General features: G+C 63.5%; 27 protein-coding genes. 20 read left to right on the forward strand and 7 right to left on the reverse strand.

All coding sequences use genetic code 11. From position 1 onward, the window contains the following. Positions 1–65: 65 nt before the first annotated feature. From NE584_RS14835 to NE584_RS14870, 8 genes are all read left to right on the forward strand, one after another. The gene (locus NE584_RS14835; RefSeq protein WP_256183128.1) at positions 66–512 is read left to right on the forward strand and encodes a GNAT family N-acetyltransferase; all 447 of its coding nucleotides are present in this window, start codon (positions 66–68) and stop codon (positions 510–512) included. 74 nt (positions 513–586) lie between these two features. Continuing rightward, positions 587–1072 (forward strand): 8-oxo-dGTP diphosphatase, encoded by a 486-nt coding sequence (locus NE584_RS14840; protein ID WP_082203499.1) that lies wholly within the window; start codon positions 587–589, stop codon positions 1070–1072. Beyond that, positions 1069–1947, forward strand: a complete 879-nt coding sequence (locus NE584_RS14845) for an aldose 1-epimerase family protein (RefSeq protein ID WP_256183129.1) — start codon at positions 1069–1071, stop codon at positions 1945–1947. Before NE584_RS14840 ends, NE584_RS14845 begins: the two co-directional genes overlap by 4 nt. Before the next feature lie 19 nt (positions 1948–1966). Beyond that, positions 1967–2212, forward strand: a complete 246-nt coding sequence (locus NE584_RS14850; protein WP_256183131.1) for a hypothetical protein — start codon at positions 1967–1969, stop codon at positions 2210–2212. Positions 2213–2467: 255 nt separating this feature from the next. Continuing rightward, on the forward strand, positions 2468–2701 hold the full coding sequence (locus tag NE584_RS14855) for a helix-turn-helix transcriptional regulator (RefSeq protein ID WP_050623234.1): 234 nt from the start codon (positions 2468–2470) through the stop codon (positions 2699–2701). Then, positions 2685–3161, forward strand: coding sequence for a hypothetical protein (locus NE584_RS14860; RefSeq protein ID WP_256183132.1), 477 nt, complete (start codon positions 2685–2687; stop codon positions 3159–3161). Before NE584_RS14855 ends, NE584_RS14860 begins: the two co-directional genes overlap by 17 nt. Continuing rightward, positions 3158–3892: a hypothetical protein gene (locus NE584_RS14865; protein WP_133248288.1), complete on the forward strand. Its 735-nt coding sequence runs from the start codon at positions 3158–3160 to the stop codon at positions 3890–3892. The genes NE584_RS14860 and NE584_RS14865 overlap by 4 nt, the downstream gene beginning before the upstream one ends. 86 nt (positions 3893–3978) lie before the next feature. Next, positions 3979–4392 (forward strand): hypothetical protein, encoded by a 414-nt coding sequence (locus NE584_RS14870; protein WP_256183133.1) that lies wholly within the window; start codon positions 3979–3981, stop codon positions 4390–4392. A gap of 116 nt (positions 4393–4508) precedes the next feature. Here NE584_RS14870 and NE584_RS14875 read toward each other — a convergent pair whose 3' ends face one another. The 3 genes from NE584_RS14875 to NE584_RS14885 are packed head-to-tail and all read right to left on the reverse strand — an operon-like array spanning position 4509 to position 7876. After that, a complete protein-coding gene (locus NE584_RS14875) occupies positions 4509–5138 on the reverse strand; it encodes an MBL fold metallo-hydrolase (protein WP_157954700.1) in 630 nt (209 codons plus the stop codon). Continuing rightward, a complete protein-coding gene (gene mtaB, locus NE584_RS14880) occupies positions 5135–6427 on the reverse strand; it encodes a tRNA (N(6)-L-threonylcarbamoyladenosine(37)-C(2))-methylthiotransferase MtaB (protein ID WP_050623239.1) in 1293 nt (430 codons plus the stop codon). Before mtaB ends, NE584_RS14875 begins: the two co-directional genes overlap by 4 nt. A 45-nt stretch (positions 6428–6472) precedes the next feature. Then, entirely contained in the window at positions 6473–7876 is a 1404-nt protein-coding gene (locus NE584_RS14885) for an AAA family ATPase (protein ID WP_050623240.1), read from the reverse strand. Positions 7877–8129: 253 nt separating this feature from the next. Between NE584_RS14885 and NE584_RS14890 the strand changes: the two genes are divergently transcribed. The 6 genes from NE584_RS14890 to NE584_RS14915 all read left to right on the forward strand — a co-directional run bounded on the left by NE584_RS14890 (position 8130) and on the right by NE584_RS14915 (position 14785). Continuing rightward, positions 8130–9053 carry an SH3 domain-containing protein gene (locus NE584_RS14890; RefSeq protein ID WP_050623241.1) on the forward strand — a complete coding sequence of 308 codons (924 nt, stop codon included), beginning with the start codon at positions 8130–8132 and terminating at the stop codon, positions 9051–9053. Positions 9054–9176: 123 nt separating this feature from the next. Next, positions 9177–9551, forward strand: a complete 375-nt coding sequence (locus tag NE584_RS14895; RefSeq protein ID WP_050623242.1) for a BlaI/MecI/CopY family transcriptional regulator — start codon at positions 9177–9179, stop codon at positions 9549–9551. A 1-nt stretch (position 9552) separates the two neighbouring features. Then, positions 9553–11481 (forward strand): M56 family metallopeptidase, encoded by a 1929-nt coding sequence (locus tag NE584_RS14900; RefSeq protein ID WP_256183134.1) that lies wholly within the window; start codon positions 9553–9555, stop codon positions 11479–11481. A 108-nt stretch (positions 11482–11589) separates the two neighbouring features. After that, a complete protein-coding gene (locus NE584_RS14905) occupies positions 11590–13512 on the forward strand; it encodes an NAD(+) synthase (RefSeq protein ID WP_256183135.1) in 1923 nt (640 codons plus the stop codon). A 101-nt stretch (positions 13513–13613) separates the two neighbouring features. Next, positions 13614–14222, forward strand: coding sequence for a chromate transporter (locus NE584_RS14910; protein ID WP_256183136.1), 609 nt, complete (start codon positions 13614–13616; stop codon positions 14220–14222). Continuing rightward, complete coding sequence (locus tag NE584_RS14915; protein WP_050623246.1) at positions 14219–14785, forward strand: chromate transporter; 567 nt, start codon at positions 14219–14221, stop codon at positions 14783–14785. Before NE584_RS14910 ends, NE584_RS14915 begins: the two co-directional genes overlap by 4 nt. Positions 14786–14829: 44 nt before the next feature. Here the strand turns inward: NE584_RS14915 and NE584_RS14920 are convergent, their stop codons facing one another. The 4 genes from NE584_RS14920 to NE584_RS14935 all read right to left on the reverse strand — a co-directional run bounded on the left by NE584_RS14920 (position 14830) and on the right by NE584_RS14935 (position 19752). Next, positions 14830–15885: a DUF4340 domain-containing protein gene (locus tag NE584_RS14920; RefSeq protein WP_256183137.1), complete on the reverse strand. Its 1056-nt coding sequence runs from the start codon at positions 15883–15885 to the stop codon at positions 14830–14832. Beyond that, complete coding sequence (locus NE584_RS14925; RefSeq protein WP_256183138.1) at positions 15885–17921, reverse strand: Gldg family protein; 2037 nt, start codon at positions 17919–17921, stop codon at positions 15885–15887. The genes NE584_RS14920 and NE584_RS14925 overlap by 1 nt, the downstream gene beginning before the upstream one ends. Continuing rightward, a complete protein-coding gene (locus NE584_RS14930; RefSeq protein ID WP_256183139.1) occupies positions 17918–18967 on the reverse strand; it encodes an ATP-binding cassette domain-containing protein in 1050 nt (349 codons plus the stop codon). The genes NE584_RS14925 and NE584_RS14930 overlap by 4 nt, the downstream gene beginning before the upstream one ends. Before the next feature lie 173 nt (positions 18968–19140). After that, positions 19141–19752: an MBL fold metallo-hydrolase gene (locus tag NE584_RS14935; protein WP_050623248.1), complete on the reverse strand. Its 612-nt coding sequence runs from the start codon at positions 19750–19752 to the stop codon at positions 19141–19143. Positions 19753–19861: 109 nt separating this feature from the next. Here NE584_RS14935 and NE584_RS14940 point away from each other — a divergent pair, with 109 nt between their 5' ends. The 6 genes from NE584_RS14940 (at position 19862) to eno (ending at position 26086) form a co-directional block, all read left to right on the forward strand. Beyond that, positions 19862–20044, forward strand: coding sequence for a hypothetical protein (locus NE584_RS14940; RefSeq protein WP_256183140.1), 183 nt, complete (start codon positions 19862–19864; stop codon positions 20042–20044). A gap of 85 nt (positions 20045–20129) precedes the next feature. Further along, on the forward strand, positions 20130–20618 hold the full coding sequence (locus NE584_RS14945) for a tRNA (cytidine(34)-2'-O)-methyltransferase (RefSeq protein WP_108980334.1): 489 nt from the start codon (positions 20130–20132) through the stop codon (positions 20616–20618). Positions 20619–20672: 54 nt separating this feature from the next. Continuing rightward, positions 20673–21869, forward strand: coding sequence for a phosphoglycerate kinase (gene pgk / locus NE584_RS14950; protein WP_256183141.1), 1197 nt, complete (start codon positions 20673–20675; stop codon positions 21867–21869). 314 nt (positions 21870–22183) lie between these two features. Further along, positions 22184–22957, forward strand: a complete 774-nt coding sequence (tpiA, locus tag NE584_RS14955) for a triose-phosphate isomerase (RefSeq protein ID WP_050623252.1) — start codon at positions 22184–22186, stop codon at positions 22955–22957. A 203-nt stretch (positions 22958–23160) separates the two neighbouring features. Next, a complete protein-coding gene (gene gpmI, locus NE584_RS14960; protein ID WP_108980336.1) occupies positions 23161–24675 on the forward strand; it encodes a 2,3-bisphosphoglycerate-independent phosphoglycerate mutase in 1515 nt (504 codons plus the stop codon). Positions 24676–24784: 109 nt separating this feature from the next. Beyond that, positions 24785–26086, forward strand: a complete 1302-nt coding sequence (gene eno / locus NE584_RS14965) for a phosphopyruvate hydratase (protein ID WP_050623254.1) — start codon at positions 24785–24787, stop codon at positions 26084–26086. The last annotated feature ends 286 nt before the right edge of the window (positions 26087–26372 follow it).

Here is a 26372-nt window from a genome sequence, read left to right on the forward strand (position 1 = left end):
CCCCCCCCCCCCCCCCCCCCCCCCCCCCCCCCCGGGACCGTTTTTCCCGAAAGGAGCCTTTTGCCTTGAAACTTTTGGAAATCAATGCCCGCTCTCAGGAGCTGCTCACCTGCCTGTGCCAGGTGTGGGAGTCCTCCGTCCGGGCCACCCACCACTTCCTGTCCGAAGAGAACATCCGTTCCCTGGCTGTCTACGTCCCCCAGGCTCTGGCCCAGGTCCCGGTGCTGGTGGTAGCCTTCTCCGATCAGGGCATCCCCGTGGGATTTATGGGCATCGACGGCACCAGGCTGGAGATGCTCTTCCTCTCCCCAGACGTGCGGGGGACCGGTCTGGGCCGGCAGCTGCTCCAGCGGGGCATCCGGCGGTACGGTGTCACCTCTTTGTGCGTCAATGAGCAGAACCCTCAAGCCCTCGATTTCTATCTCCACATGGGTTTTCAGGTCCGCAGCCGCACGGAGACAGACGAGCAGGGCAATCCCTTCCCTCTCCTCTGCATGTCCCTGCCGGGATAGGCGCCTCCCTTGCGCCCTTCTTCCCGCCGTGCTATACTGAGGGCAGCACTATTATGGAAAGGCGGTATCCTGCCATGATCAACACCACCCTCTGCTACATCCGTCAGGGCGGTCAGTGTCTGATGCTCCACCGGGTCAAGAAGGAGAATGATCTGAATCAGGGCAAGTGGATCGGCATCGGCGGCAAGTTCGAGGACGGGGAGAGCCCCGAGGACTGCATGTTCCGGGAAGTGAATGAGGAGACCGGACTCACCCCAGCGGAATACCGCTATCGGGGGCTGGTCACTTTTGTCTCCGACCGCTGGCCCACGGAGTACATGCATCTGTTCACCATCGACCGCTTTACCGGAACCCTGAGGGCCGACTGCCCGGAGGGCGACCTGGAGTGGCTGCCCTGGACACAGCTGTGCACCATCCCCCACTGGGAGGGGGACGAGATCTTTCTGAGGCTCATTGAGGAGGATGTCCCCTTCTTCTCTCTGAAGCTGCGTTACCGGGGGGACATACTGGAAGAGGCTGTCCTCAACGGCCGGCATGTGAAGGGAGGGCCCCAGTTATGACATATACGCTCTCCAACGACCTGCTCACCGTCTCCATCCAGGACGCCGGTGCCCAGCTCTGCTCCGTCCGGAGCGCTGGGGGCACTGAGTACCTGTGGCAGGCCGACCCCGCCGTCTGGGGCAGGCATGCCCCGCTGCTATTCCCCCTGATCGGCCGGCTCCAGGACAGCCAGTACACCCTGGACGGCCGGGCCTGGTCCATCTCCACCCATGGGTTTGCCCGGGACGCTCAGTTCCAGGTGTCAGAGCAGGGCCCCACCGCCCTCTCCTTCCAGCTGGAGGACAGCGAGGAGACCCGGCGGGTGTACCCGTTCTCCTTTGTCCTCACCGTCACCTACACACTGGAGGGCAGCCGCCTGACCAAGGCGCACCGGGTAGAGAACCGCTCCGCCGTTCCCATGCTCTATGAGCTGGGCGGACACGACGGCTTCCGGACCCCCCTGGAGCCCGGAGAGACTATGGCGGACTACGCCGTTACCATCTCCGGGGTGGAGGAGCTCCGTCCCTACGGCATGGACAGCAGGTGTATGCTGACCATCGGAGAGGCCCGCTTTCCCCTGGAGGGAGGGCGCATCCCCCTGTGCCCCAGGGTCTTCGGGCTGGACACCATTGTCCTGGACCTGGAGGGGGAGCGCCGGGCTGCCCTGGTGGACCGCTCCGGCCGGGAGCGGGTGGTGGTGGAGTGCCCCGATTTTCCCTATCTGGGACTGTGGACGGCGGACAAGCCCTTTGATACCGGCTACTTCTGTATTGAGCCCTGGTCTGCCCTCCCCGACGCGGTCTTTGTGGGCCGGGGCCTGGAGGACAAGGCGGGCATCCGCCGGCTGGAGCCGGGGGGCGTCCATGTCCTGACCTATACCACCACATTTCAGTGAATCGGAAGGAGAAGATCCCATGAAACCGGAATACGCCAACACCTTCGGCCTGCGCAAGGTCGCTGACCCCCAGGGCCAGATCCTGGAGGTCACCCTGGATATCTCCTATAAGTATATGGAGAATGCCCTCACCGTCACCTCCAACGGGCTGGAGAACGTCTCTACGCCCAATGCGGCTCACGTGGCCTCCATCGTTATGAACCGGCAGAGTGCCATTTCTCTGCGCAACCTCCTTATCCAGTCCCTGGGGGACGAGACTCTCTGAGCCGGGTGGAAAGGCCGGAGCCTTTTGATGGGACAACGGCCATTCGGCCAAAAGGTCCGCAGCTGCGGAAGAAAATATTGAAAACAGGTAAATTGCGGCGGAGAGGACGCGTGTCCTCTCCGCCGCCTTTTTGTACAAGAAAAAATATTCTTTCAGGCGGGGCTTGACAGACGGGCGGACCTGTGTATAATATGAAGTACACTTCACGTGAAGCTAACTTCATGTTTTGGAGTGAAGTGAAAGGGGGAGAGGGACATGAAGAACCGGGTGAAGGAGCTGCGCACCGCCGCGGGGATGACGCAGCAGCAGCTGGCCGACCGGGTCCACGTCTCTTCCCGCACCATTATTTCCCTGGAAAAGGAGCTGTACAACCCCTCGCTGCTGCTGGCCTATCGCATCGCGGAGCTCTTCGGCGTGACGGTGGAGGACCTGTACTGCCTGAAAGAAAATAGGGAATTGGAGGACCGGCAGTATGAAGATCTACAATAAGAAAAAGTTTGCGGACGGATGTTTTTTCCTGGTCCTTGGAGCGGCCCTGGCTGGGGCCATGATCTGGAAGCGGGAGATAGATGGAAAGAGTGTGGTGCTTGCCCTCATAGCCCTGGTCATCGGGGCAGACGCATTGGTCCGCAGCCTCTCCAGACGCCTGTCTTACCAGGACAAGGTGGAGGCACTGGACGAGCGCAACATCCAGGTGGAGCTGCGGGCCAGGAGCCGGACGCTCTCCCTGCTGCGGGGCACCCTGATGGCGGTGCTGATCCTCAGCCTGATCGGCGCCCTGGCCAACCCGGAGGGCGAGCTGGTGTACGGCGGGATGATGGTCGTATCCGGCGTGCTGTACACCCTCTCCCTGTTCATTGAGCTGGCATGCAGCTTCTATTATGAAGGCAGGATAGGGATCGGATCACGGAAGATCCGGATGAAAAGGAAAGCGAGGAATTCCATATGAGCCATACCCGTGAAGAGGAGTGGAAGCAGGTCCGGGCGCTCCATCTGGTCCGGGACGAGCGGGACCGGGAGGTGGGGGCCGCGGCCAAAGGCCGGGCGGGGGATGCGGTGCTGGCTGCCTCCCAGCTGTTTGCGGCGGCCTGTCTCCTGAGGGGGGACCCGGCCTGGGCCGCCTTCCTGTCCCTCACCTTCGTGGGGGGCGGGGCGCAGTGCCTTCATCGGTTCTGGGAGGATAGGGAGAGGTTTTTCCTGATCTGCGGCCTGGCCGCGTCGGCCTGCGGCGCGGCGCTGGGATGCTGGTATCTGCTCCAGGACCCGGGGACAGGGCCGTCCCTGGGGCGGCTGGCGGCCTTTGCCCTGCTGATCAGCCTGCTGACCAGCCTGTCCGGCCTGATATTTGTCCCCCTTCTGCTGGGGGCCGTATGGCTCAAGTATAAGGTGGGCCGTATGGATGGGGAGGCGTGGGAGCACTATTTCCAGTCCGTGTCCACGGTGGGGCTCCTGCTGCGGGGCGGCGTGCTGCTGCTGTTGGCCCTGGGGCTGACCGCCCTGCTGAGCTGGCCGCTGTTCGCCCTGCTGGGCTTCCCCATGCCGGAGCGGCTGGCCCTGCTGTTCTTTTTGATCGGGGGCGCGGACCTGTTCCGCAAGCTGAGCCAGGAGCGGGACGAGCTGGTGCGGAAGCTGCTCCGGCTGAAGCTCCCCGGGGGGCGGAAGGGCGTCACGGAGCAGTGAGTGCCCCTCCGGACGGAAAAGAGGGCCGTATGGGGCCTGCGGGGCGCTCTGGCCCGATCTGTTAAGCGGGAAAGGAAGGGATCGAATTGAAGGTCAAAAACATCCGGCACCTGATGCTGGGGATCACCTGCCTGGTGCTGGCGGTGATCTGTCTCGCGGTGGGGGCGGCAGGCGGATCTGCGCCCAAATATCTCATCAGCGCCGTCCTGCTGCTGGCTCTGGGCGCTGTGAACTTTCACGGCGCGCTGAAGGGCGGGGCGGAGCAGGAGCTGCTGCGCTGGACGGACGAGCGGGACCGGCTGGTAGCCATGCGGAGCTGCCAGATCACCCTGCAGGTGATGAACGGCCTGCTGTTCGGCGGCGCAATGACCGCGCTGCTCTGCTACGCCATCACCCGCAGGGCCCTGTTCCAGACAGTGGGCATCACGCTGTGTGCCGTGATCCTTACACTGTTTTTTGTGACGATGGCGGCCAACCGCTACTTTGAGCGGCGGATGTAAGATGGGAAAAGTCCCGGTGCATTTTCTGCACCGGGACTTTTCAGCTTGTAGAAAAAGCCTCACAGAGTTCGCGCCCGCGCGCGGCAGACTGCGATATTCTCGAAAAGGCGGTTTCCTTATCCAGGGAGGTGAGCTGGACGGCCATGGCCGAAATAGAGGGATCTGGGACCGAGAGAGCGGATGCGGGCGATGCTGTCCCGCTGGGCGGCGGGGTCGGAGCAGAGGCAGGAGGGGCCCGGGCGGAACAGGTTCATCATGGCGTCCCCCACAATGAGGGAGTGCCCCTCCACGTCCAAGCCGATGGAGCCCGCCGTATGGCCGGGCAGCTCCAGAACCCGGGCGTCCACACCCCAGGGGGCCAGGCTGTCCCCTTCCCGCAGCTCCACTGTGGGTGTAAAAGGGAGGAACGCCTGGGTCTGGAAGCTGTGACGGGAGAGAGACAGCAGGAGCCGGCCCGCCGGTCCCTGGGCGGACAGGGGCTGAGATTGCTGATCGGTGAGCAGGCCCAGATCCGCCGGATGGAGAGCGGCGGGAACGCCCAGCCGCTCCATAAGCAGGGCGGTGTTCTGAATGTGGTCCAAGTGGCCGTGGGTCAGCACGATCAGCCGCACCCCGGCCCCCAAGCAGGTATCCAGCAGGCGCTCCACGTAGCCGGTGTAGCCGGTGTCCACCAGGACGGCGCCCTCCTCCCCCTGCACCAGATAGCAGTTCACATTGCCGCAGGGGATGCGGCGGATGCCCCTCACAGGACCACCCCCTTGAGGGTGTTCCCCTCCAGCCCCTCCAGCTGTACCTGCACCAGGCAGTTGTGAAGATCCCGGGGACTGGGAGCGGCCACAGCGCAGTAGTGGGCGGTATGGCCCCGCCAGAGACCGCCCTGCTCCTCCTCGAAAAGCACCGGAACGGTCTGCCCCACCCACTGGGACAGATAGGTGTGCTCCATCTCTGCGGCTGTCTCAGCGGCCCGGCGGGCCCGCTCTTCCTTCACGGCGTTGAGGACCTGGCCGGGCATTTTGGCCGCCGGAGTGTCGGGGCGCTTGGAGTAGGGAAAGATATGCATGGCGGCGAAGGCGCACCTATGGAGGAATGTCAGGGTCTGTTGGAACTCCTCCTCCGTCTCACCGGGGAAGCCCACGATCAGGTCTGTGGTAATGGCGGGGCGGTCAAAGTATCCATGGAGCAATTGGACGCTCTCATAATACCGCGCGGAATCATATTTCCGATTCATCCGGGCCAGAACGGCGTCACAGCCGGACTGCATGGACAGATGGAAGTGGGGGCACAGATTGGGCAGGGCGGCCGCCCGGCGGCAGAAGTCAGGGGTGATGGTGCGGGGCTCCAGGCTGCCCAGGCGGATGCGGACCTCTCCGGGCAGGTCCCGGCAGACGGTTTCCAGCAGGTCGATAAGGGTCTGCTCCCCTGGCAGGTCCTGTCCCCAGGAGGAGATCTCAATGCCGGTGAGGACGATCTCCCGATACCCCGCCTCCAGCAGCCGCTCCAGCTCCCGCCGGGTGTCCTGGGGGGAGAGGGAGCGCACCCGCCCCCGGGCGTAAGGGATGATGCAGTAGGAGCAGAAGTTGACGCAGCCGTCCTCGATCTTCAGCATGGCCCGAGTGCGGCCCTCCAGGCCGCCGGCGGGCAGGATCTCAAAGGAGCGGCGGTCGAAGGCGTTGTCCAGGGCGGTGACGGGCTGGCGCTCCTGCCAGGTGCGCTCCAGCAGACCGGCGAAGCCCAGCCGGTCCCCGGTGCCGGACACCAGATCCACCCCCAGGCCGTCCATGGCGTCCGGGTGGGTCTGGGGATAGCAGCCGCACACAGCGATGACAGCGTCGGGGGCGGCCTTGCGGGCCCGGCGGATCATCTGCCGGGATTTCTTGTCACTGACGGCGGTGACAGTGCAGGTATTGATAATATAGGCGTCGGCCTCCCCGTCGAAGGGGACCAGGGTGTGGCCCCGGCCGGTGAGCACCTGTTCCAGGGCCTGGGTCTCATATTGATTCACTTTGCATCCAAGGGTATAAAACGCGATCTTCATGGTCAGGGCACCTCATGTTCCGGCGGAGCGGGGCGGCCGCGCCCATCACGCCGTCTCTGTCTCGTTCAGGTCCTCCACCCGCAGCTCCATCAGCTGCTCCCGGGTGGGGGACTCCAGCTGGGCCACCCGGTCGGACTGGCGGGACACCGCCTTCTCGAACAGGTTGCGTACGTCCCGGGCATTGCCGAAGTTCTCGTCCCGGCCTTCATAGAGGGAGAGAAAGTCCTGCTCCGCCCATTGGGCGGCCTCCGGGGAGAGGACATACCCGTTTTTTTGGCACATGGACTGAAAGATCTCCATGAGCTGGGGACCGGTGTAATCCTCGAAATAAAAATATTTGTTGAAGCGGGACTCCAGGCCGGGGTTGGAGTGGATGAACTTCTCCATCAGACCGGAGTAGCCCGCCGCAATGACGATCAGGTCATCCCGGTGGTCCTCCATGTTTTTCAGCAGGACCTCGATGGCCTCACGGCCGAAGTCGTTGCCGTTCTCCTGGTTGACCAGAGCGTAGGCCTCGTCGATGAACAGCACACCCCCCAGAGCCTTCTGGACGGCCTCCTGGGTCTTGATGGCGGTCTGGCCCACGAAGCCGGCTACCAGGCCGGAGCGGTCCACCTCCACCAGCTGGCCCTTGGAGAGGATGCCGATGGCGTGGTAGATCCTGGCCAGCAGACGGGCTACGGTGGTCTTGCCGGTGCCCGGGTTGCCCAGAAAGACCAGATGGAGAGACATGGGCGAGACGGGCAGGCCCTGCTCCTGGCGCAGCTTCTGCACCTTCACCAGGTTGATGAGACTCTTGACATCCTTCTTCACCCGCTCCAGGCCGCACAGGGCGTCCAGCTCGGCCAGCACCTGGTCCAGGTCCGGGGGAGGGAGAGGCTTGTCCTCCGCCGGGGCGGGCTCCTCTTCCGGTGGAGCGCTGGTCCGGGGCCGGGTGACAAACTCGTCCGCTTTCAGGGCGGGCCGGTCCCCCTCCAGGCCTCCGCACAGGGCCAGCAGGAGGTCGGAGCAGGCATTGACAAAGCCGGCCTCCGGCTCGCTGACCACGTCATCCACCGCAGCAAAGAGCAGCAGGAGCAGTGTCAGCTGGTCAATGAAGGTGCGGGACAGACGGCTGTGGGTGAGGCGGTCATACTCCCGGAGACGGTCAAAAAAGGCGGGGGGCTGAAACTGGTCAAAGCCGGCCACCCCGGTGGCCACCTCCCAGTACAGGGCGGAGGGGGCGGAGGAGCCGTTGGTATAGATGGCGTTGTAGAACTCCACATGACGGGGGGTGATGGAGCTGGCGTTGTCCGCCTGCCACACCCCCAGGGCGCAGCGGCGGAAATAGCCGTCCGCCTCCCCATCGAACCGCGCACGCAGGGCCGGGTCCGCGATGAGCCTGCGGAATGCGGAGACCACCTCATTGTACTGCTTGTGGACGGTAGCTGCGGACATGGTTCCTTTCATAGCGGTCACCTCTTCAGGGTTAGTGGTGCGGGGCCGGGGCCCCAGCGGGCTGACAGATTTCATTATAAGAGGCCGGGCCCCGGCGGTCAAGGGTGAGGGAAGAAAGAAGTAGACATAAAAACGGAGAAAAACAATTATTTCATGGTTTTCCGTTGACGCACCTGTAAATTCACGCTAAAATAGAGACAAGTACCCGGCTGCCAGGCCGCAGGCCGGGCCATCCTGATCCAAGATTAAGGCGGAGGTGCGTGCCATGGCCAGCAGCCCCAAAGATCCCAAGCAGCAGAAGACGAAGCCCATTCGGCGCAACGACGTGATCCACTGTGAAAACTGTGGCGAGGACTACTCCGTCACATATAAGCGGTGCCCGTTCTGCGACGAGCGGCCGGCCAAAAACGGGCGCCCCAGAACGGCGGGTGGCCGCAGAGTGGCCGGTGGAGGCCGGAGCGGCCGGCCGGCCAACCCCCTTCAGGTGGCGGCGCTGGTGGGCTCCCTGGTGCTCATCATCGTGGCCATGTATATTGTCTTCACCTCCCTGGCTCCCCTGTTCAGCAAGGGAGAGGATGATCCCGGCGGGAGCCAGGCAGACCCCGGCGCCTCCACCAGCCAGACCGGTCCTGATGCCTCCAGCACCCCCAGCGGCTCCCAGGGAGACATCTCCCAGCCTGAGCCCGAGCCCCCGGTGACGGTGGATGTGACCTCCCTGACGCTGGATAAGAGCGACTTCACCCTTCAGGCCGGGGAGTCCGCCACCATCCAGGCCGCCGTGGTCCCCGCCGACGCAGAGATCACCTGGAGCAGCAGCGACGAGTCTGCGGCCACCGTCAGCCCGGAGGGCGTGGTGTCCAACGTGAACACCGGCTCCTCCCAGGTGAAGGTGACTATCACCGCCACCGCCGGGGACAAGACGGCGGAATGTGTCGTCTTCTGCCGCGCCGGCGGCGGGGCCGGGTCGTCCTCCTCCGGTACCACCGGAACAGTGACCGGCGCAGGCAGCGGCCTGTTCGTCCGCTCCGGACCGGGCAGCGGCAATGAGGCCATCGCCACCATTCTGGAGGGAAACACCGTTACCATTCTGGAGGACATGGGCAACGGCTGGTACCGGATCAGCTTTATCGGAAGCGGCGGCAGAGCCACAGAGGGCTATGTGTCCAAAGATTATATCAAGGTCTCCTGAACTGCTGTGTTCCGGGCCGTCCCCCAGGGGACGGCCCGGAATTTTTGCAGTTTTCGGCTTGACAAAATAATTAGACAGTTGTAAAATTCAAAAAGACAAACGTCTAATAAAGGGGGAGATGACATGAAGCAGATCTCACGTCTGCCCGACGCGGAGCTGGAGGTGATGCAGGCCCTGTGGGCCGTCCCAGAGTATCCGGCCCGCACCAGCGATCTTGCGGCTCGGCTGGACCGGGACTGGAAAGCGCCCACCCTGCTCAAGCTCCTGTCCCGGCTGGAGGAGCGGGGCTTTGTCCGGGGAGAGAAGGAGGGGCGGTCCAACGGCTACACCCCTCTGGTGAACCGGCCGGACTATCTGGCTGCGGAGAGCCGATCCTTCCTGGAGCGGGTCCACGGCGGTTCCCTGTCCAGCCTGATGGCTGCCCTGTACCCAGAGAAGGAGCTGAGCCGGGAGGACATCGCCGAGCTGGAACGCATCCTGGAGAAAGGGGGAAAATGAGGTGCTGGAGCAACTGACGGCCCTGCTAGCGGCCAGCCTGGGGGGTGGGGCAGCCATCCTGGTGCTGCTGACCCTGGGCCCCCTGCTGACGCGGAAGGTCTCACCGCACTGGCGGTATTGGGCCTGGGCCGTGGTGGCTGTCAGCCTGATGGCCTATCCCATTCTCGGCCCCGTATTGGGGGCCCTCTTTCCCGCTCCCATTCAGCTGGATGTCCCCCAGATGGTGGCTCATGGCGCCTATGACCGGTACAACGCCTATCATTTGGATAACCAGCGGATCGTGGAGGCCGGAGCAGGGGGAGCAGGAGGGACAAATACCTACGTGGACGGAGAACCAATGTGGTACAGTCATCACGTCCACTATACAGACCGGCAGGGCAGGGAGGTGAGCATCCGGGACAACGACTACCTCCGCACCGTCACTGTGGAGGGGGTGACCTCTTACACCGTCCACTGGACGGGGGTGATCTATGGAGCATATCGGGGGGTGACCGTCCTCTTTCTCCTGTGGATGGCTGCGGGCTATGGACTGGGCCGCCGGCGACTGCTGCGGTGGAGCACCCCGGCGGGGGAGGAGGATCTGGCCGCGCTGGAGCAGGCCAGGCAGGAGACGGGCTGCCGGAAAAAGGCGTCCCTGTACCGCTGCCCCAAGGCAGGCTCCCCCCTGCTGCTGGGCTTTGCCCACCCGGTGATCCTTCTGCCTGAGACTCTGCAGGAGGGGGGACGGGAGGCCGCCCTGGCCCACGAGCTGACCCACCTGAAGCGGAGGGATACAGGCTATCTGCTCCTGCTGACCTGTGTCCGGTGCATCCATTGGTTTAACCCACTGGTGTGGAACATGGTCCGGACGGCCCGGCGGGACATGGAGCTGTGCTGTGACGATGATCTGCTGGCGGGCCGGGACCAGGAGGCCCGCCGGGCCTACGGCCGGGCGATCCTGGACCAGATGACCGCCGGAAAAGGGGGGAGGACCGGTCTGACTACCGGCTTTACTGGGGACCGGGGAGGGATCTTTCTCCGGTTTCGGGCCATCATGGACACCACGCCAAAGAGGAGGGGACGCCTGCTGCTGGCCTCTGCCTCCATCCTGATCCTCCTGACCGGGGGACTGGTAAGCTGTGCGCCTGCCGCGGCAGAGAGCAGCGGAGGCGCGTTGGAACTGTCGGGAGCGGACGCGGGACCCGGGGAGATGCTGCCCTTGGAAGAGCGGTTTGAGTCCTACAACCGGGAAAGAGGACGCTCCCTCCCTGTTTCCCGGGGGGAGTGGGCTGGAGAGGTCCGCTACCGCTTTGCCGACCAGGAGCAGGGGGTGGAGGTGCTGGTCGGACTCAGCCCGGGGAAGGGGGACCCCTTTCCTGCGGAGGTCCTGTTCCAGAGGCGGAGCTTTGACTTCGACATGCCAGTCCTTCCGCTGGCCCAGGGCGGCGCAGAGGGGAGTGCCTCTTTGTCCCTGGCCGACCTGACGGGAGACGGCGTCCCGGAGCTGGTGTACATCTGGGGCGGCGGCGGGACCGGCGCCTGGGAGGACAACTGCCGGGTATTCGACCTGTCTACCGGGGAGGAGTACCCCATCATCCTGGACCCGGAGCTGATGCTCTCCCAGGTGCGGGCGGAGCGGCTGGAACGGCGGGAAGATCATCTCATTTATCAGGTCACCGGCCCCGGCGGTCAGTCGGGGGAAGCAGCCCTGTGGTGCCCCGAGTCTGACCAGGAGCCGGAAGGGGGACCAGCCCTGGGGCAGATCAGCCTGATCCGGATGAACGAAACGGGGGATGCGCTGGAGTGGACCGCCTCCCTGACGCTGGAGGGCCCGCCGGTCCTGTACGGGAACAGCCTGGGTGAGCTGACGGCGGTGCTGGAGTTCTCCCCCTCCCTGCGGGCGTTCACAGCGGCACCGCCCTGGGGGATGGTGCTCTACCCCCTGGAATAACACAAAATTTTTAAGGGGAGGGCCCTGGACGGGGGCCCTCCCCTTGTATTTGCCCCCAAATTACGGTATGATATCCCTTGATGCAAAGACCACAAAGGAGGGTTTTTTATGCGGGACGGATTTATCAAAGTGGCAGCGGGCACCCCGAAGATCCGGGTGGCGGACTGCCGCTATAACGCGGAACAGATCTTTACCATGATGCGGGAGGCGGACAAGCAGGGCGTCAAGGTCCTCTGCCTGCCGGAGCTGTGCCTCACCGGCTATACCTGTGGGGACCTGTTTTTGCAGGACACCCTGCTGTGTGGGGCGGAGGAGGGGCTTCAGACCATCCTGGAGGCCACTCGAAACTTGGATATGGTGACCGTGCTGGGCCTGCCGGTGCGGTGCAAATGGGACAACAAGCTGTATAACTGCGCCGCAGTCATCCAGAGCGGCGAGATCCTGGGACTGGTGCCCAAGACCTATCTGCCCAATTACGGGGAGTTTTATGAAGAGCGGTGGTTTGCCTCCGGAGCGGGTGTGGAGACCAGTGTGGACCTGTGCGGGGAGACCGTGGACATGGATGCCGCGGGGCTCTTTGCCTGTGAGACAGTGCCCAACCTGGTCCTGGGCGTGGAGATCTGTGAGGACCTGTGGGCCACCGAGCCCCCCTCCGCCCGGCTGGCCCGGGGCGGGGCTACGGTGATCCTGAACCTGTCGGCCTCCAACGAGCTGGTGGGCAAGTCTGGATACCGCCGCAATCTGGTGGTGGGGCAGTCAGGGCGCCTGGTGTGCGGATATGTGTACGCCGATGCTGGGGAAGGAGAGTCCACCACCGACCTGGTGTTCACCGGCCACAACATGATTGCCGAGAACGGTGCCCTGCTGGCGGAGCGGCGCTTTGCCACGGGGCTCACCATCAGCGAGATCGATGTGGACCGGCTGGCCTATGAACGCCGCCGGATGACCACCTTCAACGGCCAGAGACAGGCGGATCTCTGGCGGGCCTCCTTCTCCCTGCCCCTGGAGGAGACACGGCTCACCCGGGCGGTCTCTCCCGCCCCCTTCGTCCCCGCTGATGCGGAGGACCGGGCGGAGCGGTGCAATGAAATTTTGAAAATTGCGGCCCTGGGCCTGAAAAAGCGTTTGGAGCATACCGGGGCCAGGACGGCGGTGGTGGGCCTGTCCGGCGGGCTGGACTCCACCCTGGCCATTCTGATCACCGCAGTGGCTATGAAGCTGCTGGACCGCCCGGCCAGCGATATCATCGCGGTGACCATGCCCTGCTTCGGAACCACCGACCGTACCCGGGATAACGCCGTGGAGCTGGCCGAGCGCCTGGGGGCCACCCTGAAGCGCATCGACATCGGCAGCGCGGTAAAGGTCCACTTCAAGGACATCGGCCAGTCCATGGAGGACCACTCGGTGACCTTCGAGAACGGCCAGGCCCGGGAGCGGACCCAGGTGCTCATGGACATCGCCAATCAGAACGGCGGACTGGTCATCGGCACCGGCGACCTGTCCGAGCTGGCCTTGGGCTGGGCCACCTACAACGGGGATCACATGTCCATGTATGGGGTCAACGCAGGCATCCCAAAGACTCTGGTGCGCCATCTGGTGGCCTTCGTCTCCGACGACAAGGGCAGCGAGGACCCACGCCTGTCCGCCGTACTGGACGACATCCTGGACACCCCAGTCTCCCCAGAGCTGCTACCCGCCATCGAGGGGAAGATCAGTCAAAAGACGGAGGACCTGGTGGGCCCCTATGAGCTCCACGACTTCTTCCTGTACTACGCCATCCGCTGGGGCTTCCCTCCCAGGAAGGTGTTCCGTCTGGCGGAGCACGCCTTGGGCCGGACCTACGACCGGGCCACCATCCTGAAGTGGCTGAACAGCTTCTACCGCCGGTTCTTCACTCAGCAGTTTAAACGTTCCTGCCTGCCAGACGGCCCCAAGGTGGGCTCTGTCACCCTGTCCCCCCGGGGCGACTGGCGGATGCCCAGCGATGCGGTGGCGGCGCTGTGGCTGGAGGAATTGGAGGGCCTGGAGTAAGAGCTCTCCCGATCCGCCGGCCGCCGCGGCCGGGGCACCGCGGGGGTCGGGCCGGGCGGGCCGCACTTTGCTGAAAAATTTATGGAGAGGACGTTGATCTGTTGAACCTTTATTTGGACCTGTTTCTGACCTTTGCCAAGGTGGGAGTATGTACCTTCGGCGGTGGCTACGCCATGCTGCCCATCCTCCAGCGGGAGGTGGTGGAGAAAAAGGGCTGGGTCACAGAGGAGGAAGTCACTGACTACTTTGCCATCGGACAGTGCACTCCGGGCATCATCGCCGTCAACACATCGGTTTTTATCGGCCACCGTCAGCGGGGGGTCCCAGGAGGAATTGCCGCCGCCCTGGGAGTGGTGTTTCCCAGCTTTGTGGTCATCACCATCATAGCCGCATTCCTCACAAAATTTGCGACCTATCCGGTGGTTCAGCACGCCCTGGCGGGCATCAATGCCGCAGTGGTGGCACTGATTGCAGTCAGCGTGCTCAAGCTGGGAAAGACAAATTTGAGGGGGAGACCCGCAGTATGCATCTTTTTGGGAGTTCTGGTGCTGGGAGAGCTGTCCGGGCTGCTGGCTGTGGACCCGGCCACCCCGCTGGGAGCGGTGCTGGATCTCCTCTCCAATCCTGCATTCCTTGTGGTGGCAGCCGGAGCGACAGGCTGGCTGCTGGGCCGGGTGAAGCTCCCATCCCAAGGAGGTGAGGATACATGATCCTGCTGCGCCTCTTTTATGAGTTTTTTAAGACTGGTCTGTTCTCTGTGGGCGGGGGTATGGCTACGATTCCCTTTCTGCAGCATATGGGGGAGACCACCGGCTGGTTCACCAATCAGGATCTGACTACTATGATCGCGGTTTCCGAGTCCACACCGGGCCCGCTGGGGGTGAACATGGCCACCTATGTTGGCTACCAGACCGCTGGAGTCCCCGGAGCGCTTGTGGCAACGCTGGGGGTGATCACGCCGGGGGCCATACTGATCCTGATAATTGCGGGATTTTTGCAGAAGTTTCGGAGCAACCGGAGCGTGGAGGCGGTGTTTGCCGGGCTGCGTCCCGCCTCCACTGCGCTGATCGCGGCAGCGGGCCTGAGTGTGGCGTATTCAGTTTTTACGGCATCAGACGCCCTCTCACCGAACAGCTTTCCGGCCATTCAGTGGACAGCGGTGGTGCTGACGCTGGCGATGTTCGCGGCAATGAAGTGGACGCCCCTGAAAAAACTTCACCCTATCGCCTTTATTGCGGCAGGAGCGGCAGCCGGCATTTTACTTCAGCTCTAAACGAAAAAAGTGTCCTCTTCCCATGGCGGGAAGAGGGCACTTTCTTATTCCGCCTCTTCATCGGCGGACAGGGACTCATAGTTCAGATCCGACAGGGTCCGGGCCTTATCGGCTGAGATGAGGAAGAGGTCGCAGCCGGGGGCGGGTGCCTCCAGGGCGGCGTAGACGTAGCTGCCATCCTCGGTCTGGCCGCCGATGGCCAGGGTGAAGGTCTCGCCGGAGGTCAGGGAGACGGTGAGAAGGGAGGCGCCGTCCATGCCGCAGGCGGACAGCTCCTCCTGGTCCGCCTTAAAAGCGGAGCAGCTGTCCAGGTATAGGGTGGACAGGTCGTACAGCCAGTCCTCCAGCCCGACGGCCCCCTCGGGCAGCGGCTGCCCGTCCAGCGACCATAGGGTGATCTCCTCCGTCTCCGTGGTGGTCTCATAGATGGGCTCCCTGTTCTCGTCGGTCTCGCCGGTTTCGGTCTCCACCTCCGTCTCCCGGGTCTCCACAGCGGAAGTCAGCTGGCGGACAGTGCCGTCGGTCAGCTCCAGCTGGGCGGAGGTGATGTTCTTCTCGTCCAGGTCAGGCAGCTGGGGCAGCTCCATCAGGTCCAGCAGTTCGCTGTCCAGGGAGGAGGTGATGGAGCCGTCCACCGTGTAGACCTCCGTCCCCCCGTCGAGCATGGCGTACCGGTGGCTGCCCCCAGGGTCCAGGCTGCCCAGAAGCAGGGTGGTGGACTCCCCGGAATCAGTGCGGGCGGTGAGGGTGTAGGCGGGCTCCTCCAGGCCGTAGTCAGCCAGTGCGTCGGGTTCCGGAATGATCCGCTCCGCCTTCAGGGCGGCCAGGTCCTCTCGGAGGGCGTCCAGCTCCGTGCCGTTCACCGGGAACTCGCTGTCCCCGTCCCAGGTCCAGCCCGTCTCCTCCAGGGTGAAGGAGAGGGGGCCGTCCCCGGAATCAAAGGAGAGGGCGGTGACATCGCTGAGCTGGAGCACATAGTCGGCCTGGGCGGCCTCCCGCTCCTCCTCCCCCGCGTTCCAGACCCGCAGGGCGGCGTAGGCGCCCAGCCCGACGGCGAGGACACCGGCGAGAGCCAAAAGCTGTTTTGTCTGTCGGTTCATCACAGTTTCCTCCGCTTGATCCAGTAGGCCAGGCCGCCGATCAGGACCCCCAGGGGGATGACGGCCAGATAGAGGGTGCTCCACATGCCCGGGTTGAGAACGGTGTTATAGGTGATCTCCAGGCTCTTGGCGGGGATGGAGATGGCGGAGATGTCCTCCATGCCGGAGGTGGCCGCGTTGAGGAAGATGTCCAGGTTCACCATGCTGGGGTTGAAGGTGAGGATGCTCTGGTCCACCACGCTCTCGGTGGTGAAGACGGTGAGGCGGGCGGTGCCGCCGTCGGTCTCCTCCTCCGCCTGGGCGCCCAGGATATAGGTGCCGGTCTGCCCGCCGGCGTCGGAGTAGCCGCTCTCCGTGGTGGTCATGAAGGGGGTCACGGTGATGGTGTCACGGACCGGATCGCACTGGGTCATGCCGTGGGCGCCGTAGATCAGAGTCAGGTCGTCGTCCCCGAACTGAGCAGTGATGGGGCTGGAGGCGGACAGGGTGGCGCTGAAGTAGAAGCGGCCGTATTGGGCATAGTACCGGGCGGTGTCCCCGATATAGCCCTGGGCCATGGCGAGGCCGTAGTCGGCGAGGATGGCATTGAAGTTGGCCAGGTCCGTGCGGGTCAGCAGGATCATCACCTGGCCGCCCCCCTCCAGGTAGTCCCGGACCATCTGGGCCTCGCCGGCGGACAGGTCGGTCTGGGGCTGGTTGAAGACCAGCAGGGAGCAGTCGTCAGGCACCCCGTTGTCCAGCAGGAGGCTGACGGTGGAGGTAGACAGGTTGGCCTTGCTGATGGCGTCGGTGACCGAGCCGCCCAAGGCGCTCTCCCCGTGGTTTTCGGCGAGATAGAGGATGTGGCTGTTGTCTGAGGTGACGTAGTCCACCGCGGAAGTGAGCTGCCCCTCGGCGTCGAACTCGGAATAGGTATAGGTGCCATAGGTGTAGTAGGACATGAGATCGGCCACCAAAATGTCGGAGAAGGGGACCACCCGCTGCCTGCCGGTGTCGGCACAGCGGACCACGACAGTGTTCTGGTCTGCCTCATACTCCGTCAGGGCGGAGGGGTGCTCCACGGGGTCCACGAAGGAGAGGGAGAGATGGCCGGACAGGGCGGCATAGTTGTGCAGAAATTTGGTGATGCGCTGGTCCGTGGTGTCCTCGCTGGCCAGGACGACCAGCTCCACGTCCCGCTCCAGGGCGGAGAGGTAGTCCACAGAAGTGTCGCTGACGGTGTAGAGACTGTTGTCCGAGATGTCCCGCTCCACCAGGTCAGAGGGCAGCTGCCCCACCACCAGGTTGACCACCACGGCGATGGCCAGCACCACCGCAGTGGTAGCGGCGGAGGTGATCCCCTTCCGGCGCTGGAGGACCTGCACGGTGAGGAAGACGAAGACGGCCGCCATGGACAGATAGAGCAGCAGTCCCCCCAGATCGAACACGCTGTAATAGGCGAAGTTGTCCAGCACGCCCTGGAAGTCGAAGCTGGAGAGGAGCTGGGCCAGGGAGTCGGGGAGAAAGGACACCAGATCGGTCCACAGGTAGAGGACCAGCAGCGCGGCAAAGGTGCCCACGGCGGCGATGATCTGGCTCTCGGTGAGGGCGGAGACGAACATGCCTACGGCGATGTACACGCAGCCCATGCAGAAGAAGGCCAGGATAGCGGCGTAGTCCGCCGTCAGAGTGGCGGAGCCGTTCATGGCGATGATGAGCGGGCAGAAGCAGATCAGCAGGATGGGGACCAGCAGCACGGTGACCATGGCCAGATATTTGCCCAGGACGATGCCGGTGAGGGAGACGGGGGAGGTGAGCAGCAGCTGGTCGGTCTTGCCCCGCCGGTCCTCCGCCATAGAGCGCATGGTGAGGATGGGAACGGCCACCATGAAGATGATGGTGCAGCTGAGCAGGACATAGCCGAAGGAGGGGTAGCCGCCGAACAGGTTGTAGGCCATGAAGTAGATGCCTACAAAAAAGATGAGGATGGCGATGAACACATACCCCACCATGGAGGTGAAATAGGAGCGCAGCTCCCGCTTGTAGACCGCAGTCATGGCTCCGCCTCCTCTCCGTGTTCCGTGATGGCTGTCTCCGGAGCGGGCTCCGGCTCCGCCGAATCTCTGCGCCCGAAGGGGCGCCTGCGGCCGCCAGCCTGTCCGGCGGCGGAGGCGTCGGAGGTCAGCTCCAGGAAGATCTGCTCCAGGGACAGGGACTCCCGCCTCATCTCCAGGATCGGCAGGTCCGCCCCCGCACAGGCGCGGAAGACGGCCTCCCTGGGATCGGCCCCCTCCGCGGGAGTCAGGCGCAGCAGGGCGGCGCCCGCCTCCCCGCAGGGCAGCGGCGCCACCTCCGCTACGCCGGGGACGCCGGAGAGCAGGACCCGGCCTTCCTCCGGGGCGGCCTTGAGCAGCAGGGTGATGGCAGGGGTGCCTGTCAGCTCCCGCTCTAGTTGGGCCGGAGTGCCTTGGGCCACCAGCCGGCCGTGGTGGATGATAAAGATGTGGTCGCAGACCTCCTGGACCTCGGAGAGGATGTGGGAGCTGAGGATCACAGTGTGCTCCTGGGCCAGCTCCCGGATCAGGGCGCGGATCTCCAGGATCTGCTTGGGGTCCAGGCCTACAGTGGGCTCATCCAGGATCAGGATGTGTGGGAAGCCGATCAGCGCCTGGGCCAGCCCCACCCGCTGGCGGTAGCCCTTGGACAGGTTGCGGATCAGCCGGCCGGACACGTCGGCGGTCCGGGTCATCTCCAGGATGCGGTCCAGCTGAGCGGCCCGCTCCCCCCCGGGGATCCGCTTGAGCCCGGCGGCGAACTCCAGATACTCCCGCACCGTCATGTCCACATAGAGGGGCGGCTGCTCCGGCAGATAGCCGATGCAGGCCTTGGCCCCCGCCGGGTCCTGAGTCACGCTGTGGCCGTCCACCCGGACCTCCCCTTCAGTGGGGGCGAGATAGCCGGTCATAATATTCATGGTGGTGGATTTCCCGGCGCCGTTTGGGCCCAGGAAGCCGCAGACGCAGCCCTTCTCCACTGTGAAGCTCAGGTGATCCACCGCCAGATGGCCGCCGTACCGCTTCACCAGATTTTCTACTTCGATCACGGTCTAACCTCCCGTTCCAAATCAAAGATCAGAAACAGGATAACACCCAAAGCTGAAAGAAACCTGAAAGGCTGGCCGAAATTTTGTAAACATTTTGGGAACAAAAAGGGCGCGTCCCGGAACGAAAGTGTCCCAGGACGCGCTGAGAGCGGGAAGGGGCTGTCCAGGCAGGCTCAGCCCAGATAGGTGAGCACCGCCGTCTGGGCGGGGGTGTCTTGGGTCAGCTCCAGGACGTTGCCCTCATAGCGCACCACGCCGCTCTGAAGGGCAAGGAAATCCTCCACCGGACCGATGACCTCGTAGCCGAAGTCCTTGCCGCGGTAGTGCATGGGAACGACCACCCGGGGCTTGAGCTGGTCCACTACCGCCTTGGCCTGGCCGGCATCGATGGTGTAGAAGCCGCCCACCGGGATGAGCAGAGCGTCCAGACCGGACAGGGCCTCTGCCTGCTCCGGTGTCAGGCCGCAGCCCAAGTCTCCTAGATGGGCCACCCGAAGCCCCTCGGCGGAAAAGATGCGCATGGTGTTCGGGCCCCGCTTGGCGCCCTGAACCTCGTCGTGCCAGGTGGCCAGCTCTTCCACCTCCACGGCACAGGGCTTCCCGCTGAGGGCCACCGCGGCCCGGTTGCCGTGGTCCCGGTGCTCGTGGCTGCAATAGACGGCGTCAGCCTCCAGATGGAGGGGGGACAGACCGGGGACGGAGCCGTCCTCATAGGGGTCGATGACAAGGGTGCCCGCCTCAGTGGCCAGGGTGAAGCAGGAGTGGCCGTTCCAGATCAATTTCATTTCAAAATACCTCCTGATATGGGTTTGGATGGGCAAAATATGGAGAGGAATAATAAAATTATAGCACGCTTTTCTCCGTTTGAAAACAGAAAATCCAGGAGGCCATTCTTTGAAGGCGGAAAAAGGCGGGAAGGCAGCTGCTGATGGGTGGATGGGCAGGAGAAGCGGCAGGTTGAGGGAAAGGAAAGGAAAACAAGGAGAGGAAAAAACAGAGAATCGGGAAAAAGAGAACGAAAATGCGCATAGAAGAACTTCAAAATTGCACTTGAAGCTATTTTGGGGGAAATTTTGATTTTTTTGCATTTTTTCGACCAAATTACAGTTGAATTTCCGGGCGAATTGGAATACAATGATAGCCGAAACGCGAGGTGGACCCATTGCTGAACATCGTATTGGTAGAGCCGGAGATCCCCCAGAACTGCGGGAACATTGCCCGGACCTGCGCCGCCACCCGCAGCCGCCTCCACCTGATCCGCCCTCTGGGGTTCGACATCAGTGAGAAGGCGGTGCGCCGGGCCGGGCTGGATTACTGGCCCATGGTGGACCTGCGGGTCTACGACGGACTGGAGCAGTTTTTTACCGAGCATCCCGCTCCCGACCTCTGGCTGGCCACCACCAAGGCGCCCCGAAGCTATGACCAGGCCCAGTTCCGGGATGGCTGCTACCTGTTCTTTGGCAAGGAGACTGCGGGCCTCCCACTGGGCTTTCGGGAGGAGCACAGGGAGCGGTGCATCCGCATCCCTATGCGCCCTGACGCCCGCAGCCTGAACTTGGCCAACTCTGTGGCAGTGGTGGCCTACGAGGCCCTGCGCCAGCTGGGCTTTCCCGGGCTGTCCGGGCAGGGCGAGATGGCGGAGGGGCTGTGACCTGTTTATTTCCCTTTCCCACGCCTGACGAGAAAGAAAGGAGCTCATAGAAGAATGAACTACAACAAGAAGACAGTGCGCGACATCGATGTGGCGGGCAAAAAGGTGCTGCTGCGGTGCGACTTCAACGTGCCCATGGCCAAGGACGGCAGCGGCGTCATCACCGACGACAAGCGCATCCGTGCCGCCCTGCCCACCATCCAGTATCTGCTGGAGCAGAACGCTGCGGTGGTCGCCTGCTCCCACATGGGCAAGCCCAAGGGCGAGGTCAAGCCCGAGCTGTCTCTGAAGCCGGTGGCCGCCCGCCTGAGCGAGCTGCTGGGCAAGCCGGTCATCATGGCGGAGGACGTGGTGGGCCCCGATGCCCAGGCCAAGGCCGCCGCCCTGAAGCCCGGCGAGATCCTGCTGCTGGAAAATACCAGATTTGAGCCCGGCGAGACCAAGAACGACCCCGCCCTGGCCAAGGCCATGGCCTCTCTGGCCGACGTGTACGTGTCCGACGCCTTCGGCGCGGTCCACCGCGCCCATGCCTCCACCGCCGGCGTGGCCGACTACCTGCCCGCTGTGTCCGGCTTTCTCATCCAGAAGGAGCTGGAAGTTATCGGCGGCGCCCTGGCCGATCCCAAGCGCCCCCTGGTGGCCATCCTGGGCGGCTCCAAGGTATCCAGCAAGATCGGGGTCATCAACAACCTGCTGGAGATCGCCGACACCATCATCATCGGCGGCGGCATGGCCTACACCTTCTCCGCCGCCCAGGGCGGCAAGGTGGGGGACTCCCTGCTGGAGGCCGATTGGGAGAGCTACGCCAATGAGATGGTCCAGAAAGCGGCGGCTAAGGGCGTGAAGCTGCTTCTGCCGGTGGACACCGTGTGCGCCGACGCCTTTGCACCCGACGCCAACAGCCAGGTGGTCAAGGCCGGGGAGATTCCCGACGGCTGGCAGGGCCTGGACATCGGACCCGAGACCGTGAAGCTGTACTGCGGCGCCGTAGCCGGCGCGGGCACAGTGATCTGGAACGGCCCTATGGGTGTGTTCGAGTTCCCCGCCTTTGCCAAGGGGACTGAGGCGGTGGCCGAGGCTCTGTCAAAGACGGACGCCATCACCATCATCGGCGGCGGCGACTCCGCGGCCGCAGTACAGCAGCTGGGCTATGCCGACAAGATGACCCACATCAGCACCGGCGGCGGCGCCAGCCTGGAATTCATGGAGGGCAAAGAGCTGCCCGGCGTAGCCTGCCTGCTGGATAAATAAAGAACTGCCCGGGCAGCTCCGAGGACCCGCGCGAGCCCAGCGAAATGGGGATGGGCTTTCACCGGCAGGCGAAAGTGAAAAATATGGCGCATGCTTTGACGACGCTGAGATACAGGAAAGAGGGATCGTGCATGAACAAAAAAATGAGAAATATCCTTCTGACCATTCTGGGGGTCCTTCTTGTAGTGATGCTTTTAAGTTTTGCGGCGTAGTGCGGGACAAATCACAGCTGGGAAGCCAAGATCCGGGCAGACTAGGCTCAAGTGTGTAACAAACTAGGAAGAGAAGGAAAAATAGAAAGGGGCTTTACCGCCATGAACAGAAGATATCGCAAGACCATTATTGCCGGAAACTGGAAGATGAACAACACCCTCTCCCAGACCAAGCAGTTCGCCGAGGAGATCAAGCCCATTATGCCCCGGGGAAAGTGGTGCAACGTGGTCCTGTGTGTCCCGGCCGTCAATATCACCACCGCCGTCCGCCTGTTCAAGGACTGCCACATCGCCATTGGCGCGGAGACCTGCCACTATGAGGACCACGGCGCCTATACCGGTGAGATCACTGCGGAGATGATCAAGGAGGCGGGGGCCAAGTATGTTATCATTGGCCACTCTGAGCGCCGCCAGTACTACAACGAGACCGACTTCACCGTCAATAAGAAGGTCCACGCCGCCCTGGAGGTGGGGCTGAACCCCATCGTCTGTGTGGGCGAGAGCCTGGAGCAGCGGGAGCTGGGAGTGACCATGGAGCTGATCGCCTATCAGGTGAAGGCTGCCTTGGCCGGCGTGCCCGCCGACAAGATGCGCCATGTGGTCATCGCCTATGAGCCTCTGTGGGCCATCGGCACCGGCAAGACCGCCACCGCCGAGCAGGCTGGTGAGGTGTGCCAGGCTATCCGTGCTGTCATCCGCAAGCTGTACGGCGCCCATGTGGCCCGCTCCGTCACCATCCAGTACGGCGGCTCCATGAACGCCAAGAACGCCGCCGAGCTGCTGGCCCAGCCCGACGTGGATGGCGGCCTGATTGGCGGAGCCTCCCTGAAGCCTGCGGACTTCGTGGAGATCATCAACGCGGCAAACCAGGAGTAAGCGAGCCGTCCACGCCGGATGGGTCCCCAACGAAAGCCCAGCGCAGCGGGTTTTGTTGGGAGAGGCGGAGCGGGGGAGCGGCAGGCATTTTGCCTCTCCCCATCCCGCACCATCGAAACACACGGAGAGGAAGACACGGAACGCGGAGCGGGAGCCCGCTCTTCATGCCCCTTCCCTCTGGATTCTCTCAAGAAAGGGTTTCTATGAAAACACCAACAACTTTGATCATCATGGACGGCTTTGGCCTGGGCCCCAAATATCCGGGCAATGCGGTGGAAAATACGCCGAAGCCCCATCTGGAGAATATCTTCAAGGAGTGTCCCGGGTGCCGCCTGTCTGCCTCCGGCCTGGACGTGGGCCTGCCTGAGGGGCAGATGGGCAACAGCGAGGTGGGCCACACCAACATCGGCGCGGGCCGGGTGGTATTCCAGGACCTGCCCCACATCAGCCGGGACATCGACAGCGGGGAGTTCTTCAAGAATCCTGCCTATTTGGAGGCCATGGAGCACTGCCGGGAATGGGGGACCGCCCTGCACCTGATGGGCCTGCTGTCCGACGGCGGCGTCCACAGCCACATCACCCACCTGTTCGCCCTGGTAAAGATGGCCAAGGAGCAGGGGCTGGAGAAGGTGTATGTCCACTGCTTCCTGGATGGCCGCGACGTGCCCCCCAGCTCTGGAAAGAGCTATGTGGAGCAGCTCCAGGCCAAGCTGGATGAGCTGGGCACCGGCAGGATCGCCACCGTCATGGGCCGCTACTACGCCATGGACCGGGACAAGCGGTGGGACCGGGTGCAGCGGGCCTATGATGCCATCGCCCTGGGGGAGGGGATCTTTGAGGAGGACCCCGCCGCCGCTGTCCAGAAGTCCTATGACTCCGGCGTCACCGACGAGTTCATGGAGCCGGTGGTCTGCGCCAAAGGGGCTCAGGTCCGGGACAACGACTCCATCATCTTCTACAACTTCCGCCCCGACCGGGCCCGGGAGATCACCCGCTGCTTTGTGGATGAGGACTTTCAGGATGTGGAGCGGAAAAAGGGCTTCGTCCCGGTGGATTTTGTCTGTACCACCGAGTACGACGCTACCATGCCCAATGTGACGGTGGCCTACCCCCGGCAGAAGCTGGAGAACATCTTCGGCGAGTATATCAGCAAGCTGGGGCTGACCCAGCTGCGCATCGCTGAGACGGAGAAGTATGCCCACGTCACCTTCTTCTTCAACGGCGGCGTTGAGACGGTCTTTCCCGGGGAGGACCGGGTGCTCATCGCTTCCCCCAAGGTGGCTACCTACGACCTCCAGCCGGAGATGAGCGCCTATCAGGTGACGGAGGAGGCGGTCAAGCGCATCGAGAGCGGAGCCTATGATGTCATCATCCTGAACTTTGCCAACTGCGACATGGTGGGCCACACCGGCGTGTATGAGGCTGCCTGCAGGGCGGTGACTGCCGTGGACGAGTGCGTGGGCCGGGTGGTGGAAGCCACCTCCCGCATGGGCGGCGTCTCTCTCATTACCGCCGACCACGGCAATGCCGAGCGGATGGCGGACGAGGATGGGGAGCCCTTCACCGCCCACACCACCAACCTGGTGCCGTTCTATATCGTGGGGGCCAGCGTCCGCCTGCGGGACGGCCGCCTGGCCGATATCGCCCCCACCATGCTGGACCTGATGGGCCTGGAAAAGCCCAAGGAGATGGACGGGGAGACTCTGATCGTCAACTGACGGACTGGGCCCCCGCTGGACCGATGCACCGGTGCGGAGCTGCTGCACAGGGCATATACGCTCCGGGCGGGAGGACCCGCCCATAAAAGAAAAAAGGAGACTGATTATCATGAAGCAGATCATTGAGATCGTAGACGTTTTGGGCCGCGAGATCCTGGACAGCCGGGGCAACCCCACCGTGGAGGTGGAGGTCTACCTGGAGGACGGCACTGTGGGCCGCGCCGCGGTCCCTTCCGGCGCCTCTACCGGCATCTATGAGGCCTGCGAGCTGCGGGACGGCGACAAGGGCCGTTACCAGGGCAAGGGCGTGGTGACCGCGGTGAACAACGTGAATACCGAGATCGCTGAGGCCCTCATCGGCACCAACGTGCTGGACCAGGTGGCCATCGACAAGATGCTCATCGACCTGGATGGCACTCCCAACAAGAGCCGCCTGGGCGCCAACGCTATCCTTGGCGCCTCCCTGGCCTGCGCCAAGGCCGCAGCAGAGAGCCTGGGTGTCTCCCTGTACAGCTACATCGGCGGGACCAACGCTAAGATGCTGCCTGTGCCCATGATGAACATCCTAAACGGCGGTGCCCATGCCACCAACAACGTGGAGATCCAGGAATTCATGATCATGCCCGTGGGGGCCCCCAGTTTCCATGAGGCTCTGCGCATGTGCACTGAGGTGTTCCACACTTTGAAGAACACCCTGAAGGAGAACGGCACCCCCGCCGCCGGCGTGGGCGACGAGGGCGGCTACGCCCCCAACCTGAAGAAGGACGAGGATGCCCTGAAGGTCATCGTGAAGGCCATCGAGGAGGCCGGCTACAAGCCCGGTGAGGACTTCAAGATCGCCATCGACGCCGCCTCCTCCGAGTGGTGGGACGAGGAGCAGAAGTGCTATATCCAGCCCAAGTCCGGCAAGAAGCTGACCCAGCAGCAGCTGGTGAACATGTGGAAGAAGTTTGCCGACACCTACCCCATCGTCTCCCTGGAGGACGGCATGGCCGAGACCGACTGGGAGGGCTGGGCTATGCTGACCCGTGCCATCGGCGACAAAGTCCAGCTGGTGGGCGACGACCTGTTCGTCACCAACGTGGAGCGCCTGGCCACCGGCATCGAGAAGAAGGTGGGCAACTCCATCCTCATCAAGGTCAACCAGATCGGCACCCTGACCGAGACCCTGGATGCCATCCAGATGGCAAACCGGGCCGGCTACACCGCCATCGTGTCCCACCGCTCCGGGGAGACCGAGGACACCACCATCGCCGACATCTCCGTGGCTACCAACGCCGGGCAGATCAAGACCGGAGCCCCCAGCCGCACCGACCGCGTGGCCAAGTACAACCAGCTGCTCCGCATCGAGGAGGAGCTGGGCGACATCGCGGAGTACCCTGGCATGAAGGCGTTCTTCAACCTGAAGTAAGTTTTCAAATTTTGCTGCAAAGCCGCCCAATCGGGCGGCTTTGCTCTTCCTGTCGTCCAGCTCCTGGGGCCCCATCGCAGATGGGGCGCGCGTCAGCGCGCACAAGCGTTTTCGCCAAAGGCGAAAACCTTGGCGCAGGCGGGATTTACTTCCGCCGAGCATATTGATCCTTAGGGTCCCCAATGTGTGCCGGGCACACATTGGGAGCTGGGCGGCATCGCGGAGTACCCCGGCATGAAGGCGTTCTTCAACCTGAAGTAAGTTTTCAAATTTTGCTGCAAAGCCG

Origin of the sequence: Clostridium sp. DFI.5.61 (genome assembly GCF_024462915.1) — a bacterium.
In the GTDB taxonomy this organism is placed as follows: domain Bacteria; phylum Bacillota; class Clostridia; order Oscillospirales; family Oscillospiraceae; genus Lawsonibacter; species Lawsonibacter asaccharolyticus.